The sequence below is a fragment of the Shewanella sp. ZOR0012 genome, from assembly GCF_000798835.1.
Classification (GTDB): Bacteria; Pseudomonadota; Gammaproteobacteria; order Enterobacterales; family Shewanellaceae; genus Shewanella; species Shewanella xiamenensis.
Map to the genome: position 1 here is coordinate 254,561 of NZ_JTLE01000094.1, position 17,030 is coordinate 271,590.

General features: G+C 46.1%; 9 protein-coding genes. 3 read left to right on the forward strand and 6 right to left on the reverse strand.

From position 1 onward, the window contains the following. The first annotated feature begins 1 nt into the window (after position 1). Positions 2 to 3,082 (forward strand): efflux RND transporter permease subunit, encoded by a 3,081-nt coding sequence (locus L976_RS02975; RefSeq protein ID WP_047534027.1) that lies wholly within the window; start codon positions 2 to 4, stop codon positions 3,080 to 3,082. On the opposite strand, the gene L976_RS02980 is transcribed toward L976_RS02975, so the two are convergent. Next, on the reverse strand, positions 3,067 to 3,312 hold the full coding sequence (locus tag L976_RS02980; RefSeq protein ID WP_047534029.1) for a YdcH family protein: 246 nt from the start codon (positions 3,310 to 3,312) through the stop codon (positions 3,067 to 3,069). The genes L976_RS02975 and L976_RS02980 overlap by 16 nt on opposite strands. A 270-nt stretch (positions 3,313 to 3,582) precedes the next feature. Here L976_RS02980 and L976_RS02985 point away from each other — a divergent pair, with 270 nt between their 5' ends. Then, positions 3,583 to 5,586, forward strand: coding sequence for a methyl-accepting chemotaxis protein (locus L976_RS02985; protein WP_047534031.1), 2,004 nt, complete (start codon positions 3,583 to 3,585; stop codon positions 5,584 to 5,586). Between the two features lie 547 nt (positions 5,587 to 6,133). On the opposite strand, the gene cydX is transcribed toward L976_RS02985, so the two are convergent. The 4 genes from cydX to purL form a co-directional block, all read right to left on the reverse strand. Beyond that, the gene (gene cydX / locus L976_RS02990) at positions 6,134 to 6,250 is read right to left on the reverse strand and encodes a cytochrome bd-I oxidase subunit CydX (protein WP_011622029.1); all 117 of its coding nucleotides are present in this window, start codon (positions 6,248 to 6,250) and stop codon (positions 6,134 to 6,136) included. An 18-nt stretch (positions 6,251 to 6,268) separates the two neighbouring features. Further along, a complete protein-coding gene (cydB, locus tag L976_RS02995) occupies positions 6,269 to 7,408 on the reverse strand; it encodes a cytochrome d ubiquinol oxidase subunit II (RefSeq protein WP_037420654.1) in 1,140 nt (379 codons plus the stop codon). A gap of 15 nt (positions 7,409 to 7,423) precedes the next feature. After that, positions 7,424 to 8,980 carry a cytochrome ubiquinol oxidase subunit I gene (locus tag L976_RS03000; protein WP_037420657.1) on the reverse strand — a complete coding sequence of 519 codons (1,557 nt, stop codon included), beginning with the start codon at positions 8,978 to 8,980 and terminating at the stop codon, positions 7,424 to 7,426. A gap of 1,238 nt (positions 8,981 to 10,218) precedes the next feature. Further along, complete coding sequence (purL, locus tag L976_RS03005; protein ID WP_047534036.1) at positions 10,219 to 14,100, reverse strand: phosphoribosylformylglycinamidine synthase; 3,882 nt, start codon at positions 14,098 to 14,100, stop codon at positions 10,219 to 10,221. Positions 14,101 to 14,378: 278 nt separating this feature from the next. On the opposite strand from purL, the gene mltF reads away from it, so the two are divergent. Continuing rightward, complete coding sequence (gene mltF, locus L976_RS03010) at positions 14,379 to 15,815, forward strand: membrane-bound lytic murein transglycosylase MltF (protein WP_037420663.1); 1,437 nt, start codon at positions 14,379 to 14,381, stop codon at positions 15,813 to 15,815. A gap of 453 nt (positions 15,816 to 16,268) precedes the next feature. Here the strand turns inward: mltF and tadA are convergent, their stop codons facing one another. Next, complete coding sequence (tadA, locus tag L976_RS03015) at positions 16,269 to 16,796, reverse strand: tRNA adenosine(34) deaminase TadA (protein WP_081990946.1); 528 nt, start codon at positions 16,794 to 16,796, stop codon at positions 16,269 to 16,271. Positions 16,797 to 17,030 lie beyond the last annotated feature (234 nt).

Consider the following 17,030-nt stretch of genomic DNA (forward strand, 5'->3'; position numbering starts at 1 on the left):
CATGATTAAAGCCTTCGTCGAAAATGGTCGCTTAGTCAGCCTAGTGATCGCCCTACTGCTGGTCGCGGGATTTGGCGCGATGTCCAGTTTACCGCGCACCGAAGATCCACATATCACCAACCGCTTTGCCTCTGTCATCACTCCTTATCCCGGCGCATCCGCCGAGCGGGTCGAGGCACTTGTCACCGAAGTATTAGAAAATCAATTACGCCGCCTTGAGGAAATAAAGCTGATTCAATCCACCTCAAGACCCGGTATCTCGGTGATCCAGTTAGAGCTCAAAGACACAGTGACAGATACTGCGCCAGTGTGGTCAAGGGCGAGAGATCTACTGGCCGATGCCAGAAACACCCTCCCCGATGACATACAAACGCCGACCTTAGACGATCAAGTTGGCTACGCCTACACCGCGATTTTAAGCCTAGTGTGGAACGATAACAGTCAACCACGGGTGGATATGCTCAACCGCTATGCCAAGGAATTACAAAGCAGGCTCAGACTCTTATCCGGCACCGATTTCGTTAAACTCTACGGCGCACCCGAGGAAGAAATCCTAGTCCAGCTCGATGGCTATAAGATGAGCCAGTTGCAATTAACGCCGGGTACCATAGCGAAAATATTAAGCAGCGCCGACAGTAAAATTGCCGCTGGTGAGATCAATAATAATCACTTTCGCGCCCTTGTCGAAGTCTCAGGTGAGCTCGATTCGCAGAACCGTATTCGCCAAGTACCACTTAAAGTCGATAACGATGGGCAAATCATTCGTCTGGGCGATATTGCGACTATCAGCCGCCAAGCTAAAAAACCAGCAGATAGCATCGCTCTCGTTGACGGCGAGCAAAGCGTGTTTGTCGCAGCGCGAATGTTGAATAACACCCGTGTTGATATCTGGCAAGGACAAGTCAAGCAACTGGTCGATGAGCTCAACAACGAGCTTCCCGCAAATATCAAAGTGCAATGGTTATTTGAGCAAAACAGTTACACCAGTGACCGGCTTGGCGGACTCGTTATCAACCTAATACAAGGGTTTGTGATTATTCTCACCGTCTTACTGCTGACCTTGGGCTTAAGAAACGCGATTATCGTTGCCCTGTCGCTTCCCTTAACCGCCCTATTTACCTTAGCCTGCATGAAATATATCGGCTTACCCATTCATCAAATGTCGGTCACAGGTCTAGTCGTCGCCCTTGGGATCATGGTGGACAATGCCATTGTAATTGTTGATGCCATTTCCCAGCGCCGCCAACAGGGTATGAGTCGCTTAAACGCTGTGACTGAGACCTTACATCACCTGTGGTTGCCTTTGGCGGGCTCAACGATTACCACTATTCTAGCCTTTGCGCCGATCGTATTAATGCCAGGCGCAGCCGGAGAATTTGTGAGTGGCATCGCTATATCGGTAATGTTTGCACTCTTTGGCTCCTATGTAATATCCCATACTTTGATCGCCGGCCTTGCGGGACGCTTTAGCCTCGAAGGTAAACATCCTGTCTGGTATCAACATGGCATCAATATGCCTTTAGTAAGCGGTTACTTTCAAGCAAGCCTAAGGTTTGCACTCAATCGCCCACTGCTGAGCGCTACGCTTATCGGGATAATACCGCTGTTAGGTTTTTACGCTTCAGGCAAGATGACTGAGCAGTTTTTCCCGCCATCGGATCGGGATATGTTCCAAATTGAGCTGTATCTCGCACCCCATGCCAGCCTCGAAAACACCTTAAACCAAGTGCAGTTGATGGATAAGCTGTTGCATCAAATCGAGGGCATCAGCCAAGTCGATTGGGTTGTGGGTGGCAATACCCCTTCGTTTTATTACAACTTAACTCAGCGCCAACAGGGAGCCACTAACTATGCTCAAGCTATGGTGAAAGCCAGCGACTTTGAGCGCGCCAACGCCCTTATCCCAGAGTTGCAGCAAAGCTTGGATAAAGACTTTCCAGAAGCGCAGGTGCTGGTGCGTAAACTGGAGCAAGGCCCGCCCTTTAATGCCCCGGTCGAGTTGATGATTTTTGGCCCTAATCTGGAAACATTACGCACCTTGGGTGATGAAATCCGTCATATTTTGGCTGCAACGCCCGATGTGATCCACACCCGCGCCACCTTAAGTGCTGGCGCACCTAAGGTATGGCTTCAGGTCAATGAAGATGCGAGTTTAATCAGCGGATTAAGCCTGACGGATATTGCTAGACAAGTCCAAATGTCTACAACTGGAGTGATTGGCGGCAGCGTGTTAGAACAAAGCGAGTCACTTCCTATACGCGTGCGTCTAGGTGAGAGTAGCCGCGAGCAGGCGAGCCGTATTGCGGAAATCCAGCTCATGACCCCTTCGGGCACTGCAGTTCCTTTATCTGCGCTGTCCCACAACGAGGTGCAAGTCAGTCGCGGGGCGATCCCTAGGCGTAATGGTCAACGCGTCAACACGATCGAAGCCTATATCGTCAGCGGGGTATTACCTGCCCAAGTCTTAAATGATGTAAAAGATAAAGTGGCCGCAATCAAACTACCGGCAAGTTATCGAATTGAAATTGGCGGTGAAAGTGCTAAACGCAATGAAGCGGTAGGTAATCTACTGTCTAATATCATTTTAGTGGTTACCTTATTACTAGCTACAGTAGTCTTGTCCTTTAACTCCTTTAGGCTAACAGCGATTATTTTACTGAGTGCATTACAGTCGGCGGGGCTTGGGCTACTTGCGGTCTATGTGTTTGGTTATCCCTTTGGCTTCCCTGTGATCATCGCCCTACTCGGCCTAATGGGGCTTGCGATCAACGCGGCGATTGTGATTTTGGCTGAGCTGGAAGATACACCGAATGGCAGAGCGGGAGATAAAGCTGTAATTATCAATATTGTCAGCGGCTGTGGCCGGCATATCAGCTCAACCACAATCACGACGGTGGGGGGATTTATTCCGCTGATTATTGCAGGTGGCGGATTTTGGCCGCCCTTTGCCATCGCTATCGCGGGAGGCACCTTGCTAACAACCTTGCTATCACTCGTTTGGGTGCCAACCATGTATCTGCTACTAATGAAAAACCGCAATAGGTCAGATACATCGCCGTTGTCGCCTCAAATAGCATCATGAACCAGATATTGATACAACTTATCTTTAAGGTGAAGCCGTTCTAATTTTAAGGCCACAAAGTGCTCATCATTGGTGGGCACTTTGGTTAACTCTAGAGCGCGAATTTTATGGTCTAACTCATGGTAACGCTGCGCCATGGTCGCGAAAATTGCATTGTTTTTTTTAAGATGATGAATATGGTCAGCAAAATCTGGAAACTCATAAATTAACGCATGATTTTCACCCAACATAGTGTCACTCCTTGTCGTCTTGTATTGGTTCGATTGCGATAAGCCATGGGAAGTCATCCATTTACCCCAAAACTTATCACTCTAGACCGCATTCCCTATCGCAAAGTGCTATATTCCTATCCGCTAAAATAAAGCAAGGTTATCGTGGTAGGAATTGGCAATATGTCAGCGAACTATCTATAAATAATAGAAAATCTTAGACCCATATCAAGACCATGACGTAAAAGTTAGGTTACATTAGCGTTAACCTTTACCCTATAGGATCGCAGAATGAACTATAAAAATTGGCCTATTGCAAAACAGATCGGTGCTCTCGCGTTTGCCCTTACCCTTATTATTTTCTGTATACTCAGTACTCTTTCCTATAAATCCGCTTCAAATGTGCTCGAGGACAAAGGCATTAGTGCCATGAAAGCCGAAATGCACGCTGTATCCGATATGCTTGAGCTTCAATACGATAGCTTGTTGCAACTAGCAAGACGCAATGCCGATGTATTTAAAGAAATGTATCCTGGTCAATTCAGTATCTTGGATAAAACGGTCAATGTACTTGGCGTAAACACGCCTGCATTGCTACATGAAAAAGAACAAATCAACTCTTCAAAGAGTAAAGTTGACCGTTTTGCTAACCTCACAGGTGGCACCGCTACGGTCTTTGCTCTCGCTGGAGATGATTTTGTTCGTATTGCAACCTCCCTTAAAAAACCCGATGGCAGCCGCGCCTTAGGTACCTTTTTAGGTAAAACCCATCCAGGTTATCCGACCTTAATCAAGGGCGAGGTTTATGAAGGTTACGCCAAACTTTTTGGTAAAGACTACATGACCGTCTATCGACCCATTAAGGATCTGCAAGGAAAAGTGATTGGGATCTTATATATCGGTTTTGAAATCACGCAATCCTTAACCCAATTACAAAAAGCGGTGAATAAAATCACTCTAGAAGAAACTGGCCATTTCCTCTTAATGCGTAAGATAGACAACGTTCTCGTCGCTCATCCCAAATTTAATACTGGCGAACCTGTGACGGAGTCTATGCTTGATGGCTTAACCCTCAGCCAAGCCACCCAAGATCAAGCTGAATGGCGTTATAGCAACAGCAAAAACCAACCGATGTTTGCTTACAGCCAAAGTGTTAGCGGTTGGAACTGGATGCTGATTGGCCAAGTTAACGCAAATGAATTAAATGAAGAAAGCCTTCTCTTATTGACGATCAATGCCATTGTGGCCGTCTCAGGCATAGTGTTAATTACCGTACTACTGTCCTTAGTGCTACTGCGCTCACTCAAGCCTTTGCACACACTCCAACACCATATGGAAATCTTAGGTTCAGGAGACTTTAGTCACCACCTCCCCGCATCAGCTTTAGATAGTCAAAACGAAGTCGATAAGATCACCACAAGTGTTTCCACTATGTCATCGGAACTGCGTCAATTAATCAGTGCCTTGCAAGCGTCGGTGCAGAGTATTGAACAGCAGGCATCAAAAGCGCAGCGTATTGCCAAACAAAATGGCGAAGAAGCTCAAGCGTTGATGCAACAAACGGATCAAATTGCTACGGCAATTGAGGAAATGTCCACTTCAATCCGCGATGTAGCAAATCACGCTCAAGAGGGTGCAACTCAAAGCCAACAGGTCGATATCGCCGCAAAAGAAGGTCAACAACAACAAGTACGCTTAGTACAAGACCTACTTAAATTAAGCCAACAGCTTAGTCAAAGTCACCAAGCCGTAGAGAAAGTTAGCCAAGAAAGTGAAGCGATCAGCAAAGTCACAGAAGTGATTAACAGTATTGCCGAGCAAACCAACCTACTTGCTCTCAACGCGGCCATTGAAGCGGCCAGAGCTGGTGAACAAGGGCGTGGTTTTGCCGTGGTCGCAGATGAAGTTCGAACTTTAGCTCAACGGACGCAATCATCGATTTTGGAAATTGGTCAAACAATCGATAAGCTTCAAAGCCAAGTTAAAACGACAACAAACCAAATGTCGCAAAGCCATCAACTGGGTATTGCATCGGCAAATCAAGGGGAAGAAACAGGCAAACAACTTGAGGAAATTACCCGCAGGATTGGAGAACTTGCGATTAGCTCGCGCAATATTGCTTCTGCGACTGAGCAACAAAGCAGTGTTGCCCAAGAGATCACCCATAATCTGCATCAAATTAGTGAACTTGCCAATGAAGGGGAGCATAGAGCGGCTGAAACAGTAAACTCGGCAAATGAGTTATCTTCCCTCGCCGTCGCGCTTAAGCAGCAAATTAGCCAGTTTAAGGCTTAACCAATACAGCTAAAATTAAGCTCCACGCTTTAAATACCGCCCAACAGGGCGGTATTTTTTATCACTTTATCAAAGCTTAGTTGATGTATTGAGGCAAGATGTTGTTCGCTCTAGCCATTTCGACCTCGTAAAACGCGCAGCAATGTGCCGTTACTCTCCTCACACAGCAAGTGACAAATAGCGAACGAACCAGACGCCTGTTTGGGCAATGTTTGACTAGCGTTTCTGCGGCATTCTCGTTCGTTTAGGTAACATCAAACTCCGACATTACCTTGCATCCCTCCAACCGCTGATCACCTAACACATCAGCACGCAATAGAAACTTTGCCTCTCATGTTGTTACGATTGATTTAACCATTTTCAACGGCACAGACTTATCCCTGCTATCGATAATTTCAGTCATAATCTTCCCTCCTTAAACAGGCTTATTGTCTATGCATGCGAATAAGCAGCGTGTTTAGGATTAGCGTACTGGTATTTTTTTATTCCAATAAAAAACCCTGCAGATGCAGGGTTTTAGATGATTTACGCTGTTGGAGTTTAGCGATTACTCAGCGTCATCGCTTGAGCGGTCCATATTCTCCGTGTTTTCAAGCCAAAGCGCATTGATAACACCGAAGGAACAGGCTAACAAAACCCCTAATATCCACGTGAAATACCACATAGTAGATGCTCCTTAATTCTAATAGAGTGAGGCTTTGTTATCTTCAATATGTTTGCGGTTTAAACGACCAAACATCTTGAAGTAAGTCCATACAGTGTAACTTAACACGATTGGAACGAAGATAATCGCCGCCCAAGTCATCACAGTTAATGTCATTTCACTCGCAGTCGCATCCCACATGGTTAAGCTCACGTTAGGATCTAATGAAGATGGCATAACGAATGGGAACATTGCTGCACCACAAGTTAAGATCACCATCGCCACAGTCAGCGAGCTAAATAAGAATGCGAAACCTGAACGATTTAAGCGACTCACCACAATCACTAACAGTGGTAATGCCACACCTAATACTGGGAACAGCATAGTAATAGGATACTTATCGTAGTTAGCTAACCAAGCACCAGACTCAACGGCTACGGTTTTCAGCGTTGGGTTTGACAATGCATGGTGGTCAAGGGTTGAAGTGATAACATAACCATCAATACCATTGGCTAACCACACACCCGCAGCGGCAAATAATACTGCCACTAACAGTGCACATAGCTGAGTCGCATTCGCGGCACGTACACGCAGCTCACCGTCGGTCTTCATTTGCAGCCAAGCAGCGCCTTGCATCATAAACATGCTCACGCTCACTAAGCCCGCCAGTAAACCGAATGGGTTCAACAGGCCAAATAAACCACCGTGATAAGTCGCACGCAGGAACTCATCGAAATTGAATGGCACGCCTTGGAGTAAGTTACCGAAGGCCACACCGATGATCAGCGGTGGAATAAAGCCACCACAGAACAACGCCCAGTCCCACGATTTACGCCATTTTGGATTTTCAATCTTAGAGCGATAGTCAAATCCAACTGGACGGGTATACAAGGCAAACAGCACTAACATCATGGCCACATAGAAGCCAGAGAAAGATACTGCATATACCATAGGCCATGCCGCAAATAAGGCACCACCTGCGGTGATTAACCATACTTGGTTACCATCCCAATGGGGGGCAATAGTGTTGACCATAATACGGCGCTCAGTATCGTCTTTACCGATAATCGGTAATAGTGCACCCACGCCCATGTCAAAACCGTCAGTGACCGCAAATCCGATGAACAGTACGCCGATCAGAGCCCACCAGATAACTCTCAATATTTCATAATCAAACATAATGAAATCCTCTGCTTAGGCTTCTAGTTTCTCGAAGTGATAACGACCAGTCTTTAAGCTGCTAGGGCCAAGACGGGCAAACTTAAGCATCAAGAATATCTCGATCACCAGCAGCACAGTGTAGAACAGTGAAATCGAAATAATACTGAACCACAGATCCCCAGTCGTTAGACTCGAAGCAGACATAAAGGTCGGCAGAACCTCAGAGATGGTCCAAGGTTGACGGCCATATTCAGCCACAAACCAACCACACTCAATCGCAATCCAAGGTAATGGCAAGCTAAAGAGCGCCGCTTTAAGAACCCATTTTTTCTCTTCGATTTGATGACGTGTGCTTTGCCAGAAGGCCGCCGCGAACACAATCAACATCACAAAACCTAAGCCAACCATCACACGGAAGCTCCAGAAAATCGGTGCCACGTTCGGGATAGAATCCTTCGCAGCCGCTTTGATTTGCTCTTCTGTCGCATCTACAACATTGTCGGTATAACGCTTCAGCAATAAGCCGTAACCTAAGTCAACTTTCGCCGCTTCGAACGCTTCACGTAGCTCTGGAGACTTGTCACCAGCGCGCAGTTTCACCAGCATCTCATAGGCTTTCATACCATTGCGAATACGCACTTCGTGTTCAGCCACTAAGTCACGCAGACCAGTCACTTCTTCATCTAAAGAACGTGTTGCCACGATACCCATAGCGTAAGGGATCTTCACCGCGAAATCGGTGTGCATGGTTTCTTGATTTGGGAAACCAACCGCAGTAAAGGCCGCTGGAGCAGGCTCTGTATGCCACTCAGCTTCAATTGCCGCTAACTTAACGCGCTGCGCTTCACCCACTTTATAACCTGATTCGTCACCCAGAACGATAACAGACAGGATAGATGCCATACCAAAGCTGGCGGCAATCGCAAATGAACGACGGGCAAAAGGTAAGTCACGTTTCTTCAGAATGTAGTAAGAGCTGATCGCTAATACGAACATTGCACCTGTTACATAGCCAGAAGCCACAGTGTGGACAAACTTCACCTGTGCAACAGGGTTGAAGATAACATCAGCAAAGCTGGTCATTTCCATACGCATGGTTTCGTAATTGAACACGCTACCCACAGGGTTTTGCATCCAACCGTTTGCTACCAGAATCCACAGAGCGGAGAAGTTGGAACCAAAAGCCACCAACCAAGTTGTCGCTAAATGTTGACGTTTTGAGAAACGATCCCAACCGAAGAAGAACATACCTACGAAGGTCGATTCTAAGAAGAATGCCATTAAACCTTCGATGGCCAGCGGTGCACCAAAGATGTCACCTACATAGTGTGAATAGTAAGACCAGTTAGTACCAAACTGGAATTCCATCGCTAAACCCGTTGATACACCCAAGGCAAAGTTGATACCAAACAACTTACCCCAGAACTTAGTCATATCTTTATAAATTTGTTTATCAGTCATCACATAGAGTGATTCCATGATAGCCAGCAAAAATGCCAACCCCAAGGTTAAGGGAACAAACAGGAAGTGATACATGGCTGTCAGCGCAAACTGTAGCCGCGATAGCTCAACAACCTCTTCAACAATCATCGGTGACTCCTTACGTGGTGCGTCCAATTGCTACGACAACATGAGCCATTCATAGCAAGTGCCTTTGTAGGATAGTGAGTTTTCATTTTGTGTTTATAGCTGAAGCCAGTATAAACCGTTAAATATCATCTTTTTCATTACATCGAGGCAGCAAGGCCTAAAAATCCCCTTTTTCCTTGCATACTGAGACCCTAGTCACACTATCGCTCGGCTTTGAGACTTCCACCTCACCACCCAATCCTACAAATGATCCCATCGATATAAATATCAGATAGTTAAGATATTTAATCGCTTTCATTTGTGAGTATTTTATACCACCCGCCTTTGATTCAAATCAATCAAACTCAGGGGTTTAGATGGGTTTTGCGGCAGGGCACACACTTCACTTTGACACCCTGTTGACAGGAAAGCAAATATGAAGTAGAGAACAAGATTGAAAGAATTAAAAAATAAACTTTTAAGCACTTTAAAACAAATTACTACCATAACTAGCAAAAACAACAAAAAACAAATAAAAAACAACATTAACACTAATAAAACAATAATCATAAAAAAAGCAAATACACAAAATAAATCAATATAAACAACGATTTAATAAGACAAAAAAGATTAACCCAAAAATAAACCAACCAAAATTAATTAGTTTTTTTAATGATTAATTGTATTTTTTCTCGTTTGAGAGTGACTGTGAGATTGGTTAATATATCTCCTGTGTTAAGGAGACGGTTTGGTACGACTGGTGAAGTGTCCCAGACAAGCCCAACTCCGCGCACATAGGTCTAACTTTGGTGTGGAGAAAGAGATATGACAAACTTATTTGAACGTCTGGTTAACAGCTATAAGCGTGTTTTTGTTGAACTTTATACAGCGCATGAGCTGTAATCGTTCACCGCTTACTCTGAAATAATACTGATTTGATTTGAAGTTTTGTTAGCGCAAAACGAGCCCCCTTCTCGATGAGTTGGGGGCTTTTTATTTTTATTGTCCGCAGATGGCTGGCATTAAAGCAGTTAAAAAATGGCAATAAGGTTTTGTTTCACTTGTGTGAACTACTTATTAAGAGGTATTTAGCTGATTAAGTCGGTATTTTTCAAATTGACTGCATTAGAATAAACGCATGCAAAGCTAACATATTAAAATATATTATTTTTTTAAAAGATGCGTTTTATATATAAAAAAGGAGCGAAAATTTTCGCTCCTTTTTAGTCACTTAAGTGATAGTTTTATCAATAAAAACCTTAGCCTAAGTTGACTCGCGCATTGCGGAACATCCGCATCCATGGGCTGTCTTCCCCCCAGTTATCTGGGTGCCAAGAGTTCGCAACCGTTCTAAATACACGCTCAGGGTGTGGCATCATCAAGGTCACACGGCCATCAGTAGTACAGATACCGGTTAACCCGTTTGGCGAACCGTTCGGGTTTTGTGGGTATTGGGTGGCGATCTCACCTTTACCATTCACAAAACGCAGCGCAATGGTGCCAGAAGCCTCTGCTAAGGCCAGCGCCTGTGCACTAGCAAACTCAGCATGTCCTTCACCGTGGGATACAGCGATTGGCATACGTGAACCCGCCATACCTTGGAAGAACAATGACGGACTTTGTTGCACTTCAACTAAGCTGAAACGTGCTTCAAAACGCTCTGAACGGTTACGTACAAAACGTGGCCAATGCTCGCTACCAGGAATAATTTCCTTCAGATTTGACAGCATTTGACAGCCGTTACACACGCCGAGCGCAAAGCTTGAGTCACGTTCAAAGAAACGTGAAAACTCATCGCGAGCACGCTCGTTAAACAGAATCGACTTAGCCCAACCTTCACCGGCACCTAATACGTCACCGTAGGAGAAGCCACCACAGGCCACTAGACCTTGGAACTCTTCAAGGCTAATGCGGCCTGACAGAATGTCAGACATATGCACGTCGCGGCTTTCAAACCCTGCGCGATCAAACGCAGCAGCCATTTCCACATGGGAGTTTACGCCCTGCTCACGCAGGATTGCCATTTTAGGTGCAGCACCTTTAAGGATATAAGGCGCAGCAACGTCTTCACTTGGGTCAAAACTTAACTTAACCGTTAAACCTAAGTCAGTTTCATCCTGCTTAAGCTTAAATTCTTCTAATGCACAGGCTGGGTTATCACGCAGTGCTTGCATACGGTAAGTGGTTTCAGACCATAAGGTACGCAGTGCAACACGGGTTTCACTGAACACTTCACGCTCACCCTCTTTAATGGTGATGCGTTGATCATCGGCTAATGTGCCGATCACATGGCAAGGAACGCCTGCGATAGCAAACTGAGCGGCGATTTTGGCAGCGTTATCGCGGCTCACTTGTAGCACAGCGCCAAGCTCTTCATTAAAGAGTATTTCTAAATCAGTGCCCTGTAGATCTTCTATATCAATGTCTAAGCCAGTGTTACCCGCAAAGGCCATTTCCACCAAGGTCGTGAATAAACCACCATCGCTACGATCGTGGTAAGCAATCACTAACTTATTAGCCACCAGCTTTTGCATGGTTTCGAAGAAACCACGTAACAGTGCAGCATCGTCTAAGTCTGGTGCGACATCGCCTAACTCACCGAAAACCTGCGCTAAACAAGAACCGCCTAAGCGGTTTTGGCCCGCGCCCAAATCAACTAGCAATAAAGAGGTTTCACCTTTATCGCTGCGCAGCTCTGGCGTCACGGTATTACGAATATCCTGCACCACACCAAAGGCCGTGATAACCAATGACATTGGTGATGTCACGGTTTTATTCACACCATCTTGCTGCCATGCGGTTTTCATCGACATGGAGTCTTTACCGACAGGAATGGTCAGGCTAAGTTCTGGACACAGCTCTTCACCGACGGCCTTAACCGCTTCATAAAGACCCGCATCTTCGCCAGGGTGACCTGCGGCCGACATCCAGTTAGCCGACAGTTTGATACGTTTGAACGAACCAATATCCGCACCCGCGATGTTCATAATCGATTCGGCCACCGCCATACGGGCAGAGGCGCCAAAATCGAGCAGTGCCAGCGGCGTACGTTCACCCAGTGACATGGCTTCACCGGCGTAGGTATCAAAGCTTGCCGCAGTTACCGCGCAATCTGCAACGGGTACTTGCCATGGGCCAACCATTTGGTCACGGTTCACTAGACCCGTTACTGTGCGGTCACCAATGGTGATCAAGAAGGTTTTGTCCGCCACTGTTGGCAAGCTAAGAATGCGTTTAACCGCATCTTTAATATCGATATTGCTTTGCTCAAGTGCAGGTGAAACCGCCTTTTTAGACACCACATTACGGCTCATCTTAGGCGCTTTACCTAATAACACCTCGAGTGGTAAATCGATGGGATTGTTATCGAAATGGCTGTCGGCTAGGGTTAAATGCTGCTCTTGCGTCGCCTCGCCCACTACCGCAAACGGTGCGCGCTCACGCTCACAAATTGCAGTAAATAAAGGCAAGTCTTCGGCAGCAACCGAAAGTACATAACGTTCCTGCGATTCGTTACACCAGATCTCCAGCGGGCTCATGCCCGGCTCGTCCGATGGCACGTTGCGCAGATTGAAGATACCACCACGGCCGCCATCATTCACTAACTCAGGGAAAGCGTTAGATAAACCACCCGCGCCCACATCGTGGATAAATTGGATTGGGTTTTTATCGCCTAACTGCCAGCAGCGGTCGATCACTTCCTGACAGCGGCGTTCCATTTCTGGGTTTTCACGCTGTACTGATGCAAAGTCTAAATCTTCGCTCGATTGACCTGACGCCATCGAAGAAGCCGCGCCGCCGCCAAGACCGATGTTCATCGCAGGGCCACCGAGTACGATCAGCTTAGCACCGACGGTGATTTCGCCTTTTTGTACATGCTCTTCGCGAATATTACCTAAACCACCCGCTAACATAATAGGCTTATGATAACCACGCACTTCTACGCCATTGTGGCTAGAGACTTCTTGCTCATAGGTACGGAAGTAACCTAACAGGGCTGGACGACCAAACTCGTTGTTAAACGCGGCGCCGCCTAATGGGCCTTCGGTCATAATATCCAGAGCGCTAACGATGCGATCCGGCTTACCATAATTACCTTCCCAGGGTTGAACAAAACCTGGGATTTTTAAATTCGATACGCTAAAGCCAGTTAAACCCGCTTTAGGTTTAGAGCCACGACCGGTTGCACCTTCATCGCGGATCTCACCACCTGAACCCGTCGCCGCACCAGGGTATGGACTGATTGCCGTAGGATGGTTGTGGGTTTCCACTTTCATCAGTACGTGCATTGGTTCAGTGTGATAGCTATAAACACCGTTTGGATCGGGGAAGAAACGTCCCGCAACCGAACCTTCCATCACAGCAGCATTATCTTTATAGGCAGATAACACGTGGTCGGGTGTGGTTTCAAAGGTATTTTTAATCATTTTGAACAGAGACTTAGGCTGCGCCTCACCATCAATTGTCCAATCTGCGTTAAAAATCTTGTGACGGCAGTGCTCAGAGTTAGCCTGAGCAAACATCATCAGTTCGATATCATTTGGATTGCGGTTCAAACGGACAAAGTTTTCGACTAAATAATCGATTTCATCTTCAGCAAGCGCCAGACCCATTTCGACGTTGGCCACTTCAAGGGCTCGGCGACCTTCAGCCAACACGTTCACACTCTTGAAAGGCGCCGGTTCAGTGCGTTTAAACAGCACATCGGCCTTTGCAAAATCGTCCAGAACCACTTCAACCATACGGTCGTGCAATAACCCTTTGAGGGTTTGTTGCTGCTCGGCAGTCAAAGTGTCTGACTCCACATAATAGGCAACACCACGTTCCAAACGCTTTACCTTACCTAGACCACAATTGTGGGCGATATCAGTAGCTTTTGAAGACCATGGGGAAATTGTGCCGGGGCGGGGAGTAACAAACAGGAGTGAACCTTGGGGGGTATGGGCTTCGATAGCAGGTCCATAGGTGAGAATTTTTTCAAGTTGCTTGCGCTCATTAGTCTCAAGCAACTCGCTCAAATCCGCTAAATGAACATACTCAGCATAGATTTGGCGTACCGGAAGCGCAGCGTTTACGCAGGCCTCCATTAGCTTTTGCACTCTAAACGTCGAGAGTGCTGGGGCTCCGCGGATGATCTCCATCACGTCAATTCACCTTATATTTATAATTGCAGGGGTCAGAGATGGCGCTATTATAGGGAAATGTCTGTCACAAATCACCTGTGACCTTACGCAAAACAGTGTTTCCTATAAGATAAAAAGCAAACCTTTTTTCTTGGTTTGCACACCATTCGATACGATTTTTTTACGTAATCGGTGACAAACGGATATAATCACAGCAATGTCAGCTAGTTTATCTTAGTTACCTCACTGACCTTCTACTATTCATCTTTTTGATTTTATTTAATAAAGTGTACTTAATGGCTCGATTTCTGTTCTTGACTATCTTGGGTTTCTTACTGACTGCCTGTCAGCAAGTTACCGTGGAAGAAACAGAATACGTCCCCCATAAACTCACCGAATTAAGAGTTGGCACGCTCTATGGCCCGCAAATTTATATGACCTCGGGCCAAGGCAACAGCGGTTTCGATTATGATATGGCCGTGCTCTTTGCCGAATACCTCGATGTCCCCTTAAAAATGGTGCCCTATACCAGTCGTGTAGAGCTCTATGAAGCACTGAAAAAAAACGAGATTGATATCATCGCCGCAGGGATGACAGAAACCCCAACACGGCGCGAGCAATTCCGTTTAGGCCCGCCACTTTATCGGGTTAATCAAGTATTGGTTTACCGTGAAGGTATGCCTACACCCAAAGATATTACTGATTTAAAAGGTAAAATTACTGTTATTGCCGACTCAGCATTTGTCGAAACCTTGACTCAATTGCAGAAACGCCATCCGACGCTGGTATGGGATCAAGTGACAGATAAAGACAGCGAAGAACTGCTGGCAATGATCGCCAATAAAGAAATTGACTACACCATAGCCGACTCCAGTAGCGTACAAATAAACCGCCGCTACTTACCCGATCTCCGCGCTGGATTAGTACTTGAAGAGAAGCTCGATGTAGTCTGGTTATTACCCGCCAATCATAGCGATGGTTTGATGAGTCAACTGCTAGCATTTTGGCACCAAGAAAAATTAGCTGGCACACTCGATCATCTAAACGAAAAATATTTTGGCCATGTTAAACGTTTCGATTATATCGACACCCGCGCCTTCCTACGCGCTATCGAAACCGTGTTACCACGCTACCGCCAGTTATTTGAAACCCACGCCGGTGACTTAGATTGGCGAAAATTAGCAGCAACCAGTTATCAAGAGTCCCATTGGAATCCCAATGCCCGCTCACCGACGGGTGTGCGCGGTATGATGATGTTGACACAACCGACCGCCAAAGAAATTGGCATCACCAACCGACTCGATGCGGAAGAAAGTATCCGCGGCGGCGCTGCCTATTTACGGGATATGATCAACCGTTTACCCGAGTCGATTCCCGAGAGTCAACGCATGTGGTTTGCACTGGCATCTTACAATATCGGTTATGCCCATGTGGAAGACGCCCGTAAACTTGCTGAATCTATGGAGTTAAATCCCAACGCGTGGCGAGATCTTAAAAAGGTGTTACCACTGCTACAAAAGCGCAAATACTACCAAAAGACCCGCTATGGCTATGCCCGTGGTAGCGAAGCCGTGCATTACGTCGACAGCATTCGCCGCTATTACGACACCCTAGTCTGGGTAGATAATCAGTCTCAACAGCAAAATAGTGATGACGTCGAACCCAGCGATCTCGCTTCAGAAGATACACCCGCACCAGTATCTGGCACCCTAAGCCCTGATAAGCCAAAGTAGCCCAACAAATATCTGCCAAATAGTTTGAGTTACGCCACAGTGTTGAAACGCCAACAGAATAAGCCTTAGCTTTTAATCTTAGATTAAGTGAATACGCGCTAAAGTGATGCCGCTTTGAGGTAAAAATGCTGCTTTATAGAGCAGATGCATCCTGGGGGGATTGCCGCCTGAGATCTCTACTGATACTGTCGTAATGACAAATAAAGACAAAAATGATTGCAGCGTTAACCATTGTCTCTCAACCAAAATGGTAACCCAAGCAAAGTAGCCTTAACTTAAACAATAACAAGATTGAAATGGGGTCTATATGAGAAGAAAAACCATCAATAACAATGCGTCTCGCCGTCGTACTTTACTTAAAATTCGCCATCGCCGAGTGCTGAATCGTCACAAACTATTTTTTACCTTTCTGCAAGCGCAAGACTAAATCAAAACAATAACTCAATTTAGTCCTTAAGAAATCCTCTCCTGCTGCGCCTTTTGAGCCTGTTTTAAAGCCTTCTTTTCCTCCCGACGACGTTTAAAAAAGCGGCTCAATTGGTCAGCACAATCCTGCGCTAACACGCCAGATGTTACCTCAACTTGATGATTAAAAGCGGGATGTTGCAAGAGATTAAGCACAGTTCCCGCAGCGCCAGTCTTTTCATCCCGAGCCCCAAATACCACTCTGGCAATACGGCTATGCACCATAGCGCCAGCACACATAGCGCAAGGCTCAAGAGTCACATATAAGGTTGCATCAAGGAGTCGATAATTTTCAACAGTTTGCCCTGCGGCACGCAAACAGAGGATCTCAGCATGGGCACAGGGATCATGCTGACTGATAGACAAATTATACCCAGTCGCGATTTGCTGCCCATCTTTAACTAAGACTGCCCCGACTGGCACTTCGCCCTCGGCTTCGGCTTTTTCTGCCATGGCCATCGCGACCCGCATCCAATGTTCATCAACTTTTGATTGGTCAAAATGGGGTGAGTCCAAACTGACAGGCGCTTTTTCTACAGAGGATAACGAAACGACGTCTATTTCAGCCTGTTTCGATTGTACTTGTTCAGATTCCGCTTGTTTAAATTTCACTCGTTTTTCCCACTAAAAACATTCACTCACAACTGAATACGGCAATTATACCTATAACCAATAAAAAAGGCGCACTTGGCGCCTTTCACTGGATCAGGATTGAGCCCTCTCGATTGTTGCTTGAGTAGATAATAGGCT

Coding starts and splice junctions, on each gene's coding strand:
- purL (WP_047534036.1), bottom strand. CDS start 14,100: ATGGAGATCATCCGCGGAGCCCCAGCACTCTCGACGTTTAGAGTGCAA.
- L976_RS03000 (WP_037420657.1), bottom strand. CDS start 8,980: ATGATTGTTGAAGAGGTTGTTGAGCTATCGCGGCTACAGTTTGCGCTG.
- L976_RS02985 (WP_047534031.1), top strand. CDS start 3,583: ATGAACTATAAAAATTGGCCTATTGCAAAACAGATCGGTGCTCTCGCG.
- cydB (WP_037420654.1), bottom strand. CDS start 7,408: ATGTTTGATTATGAAATATTGAGAGTTATCTGGTGGGCTCTGATCGGC.
- mltF (WP_037420663.1), top strand. CDS start 14,379: ATGGCTCGATTTCTGTTCTTGACTATCTTGGGTTTCTTACTGACTGCC.
- L976_RS02975 (WP_047534027.1), top strand. CDS start 2: ATGATTAAAGCCTTCGTCGAAAATGGTCGCTTAGTCAGCCTAGTGATC.
- cydX (WP_011622029.1), bottom strand. CDS start 6,250: ATGTGGTATTTCACGTGGATATTAGGGGTTTTGTTAGCCTGTTCCTTC.
- L976_RS02980 (WP_047534029.1), bottom strand. CDS start 3,312: ATGTTGGGTGAAAATCATGCGTTAATTTATGAGTTTCCAGATTTTGCT.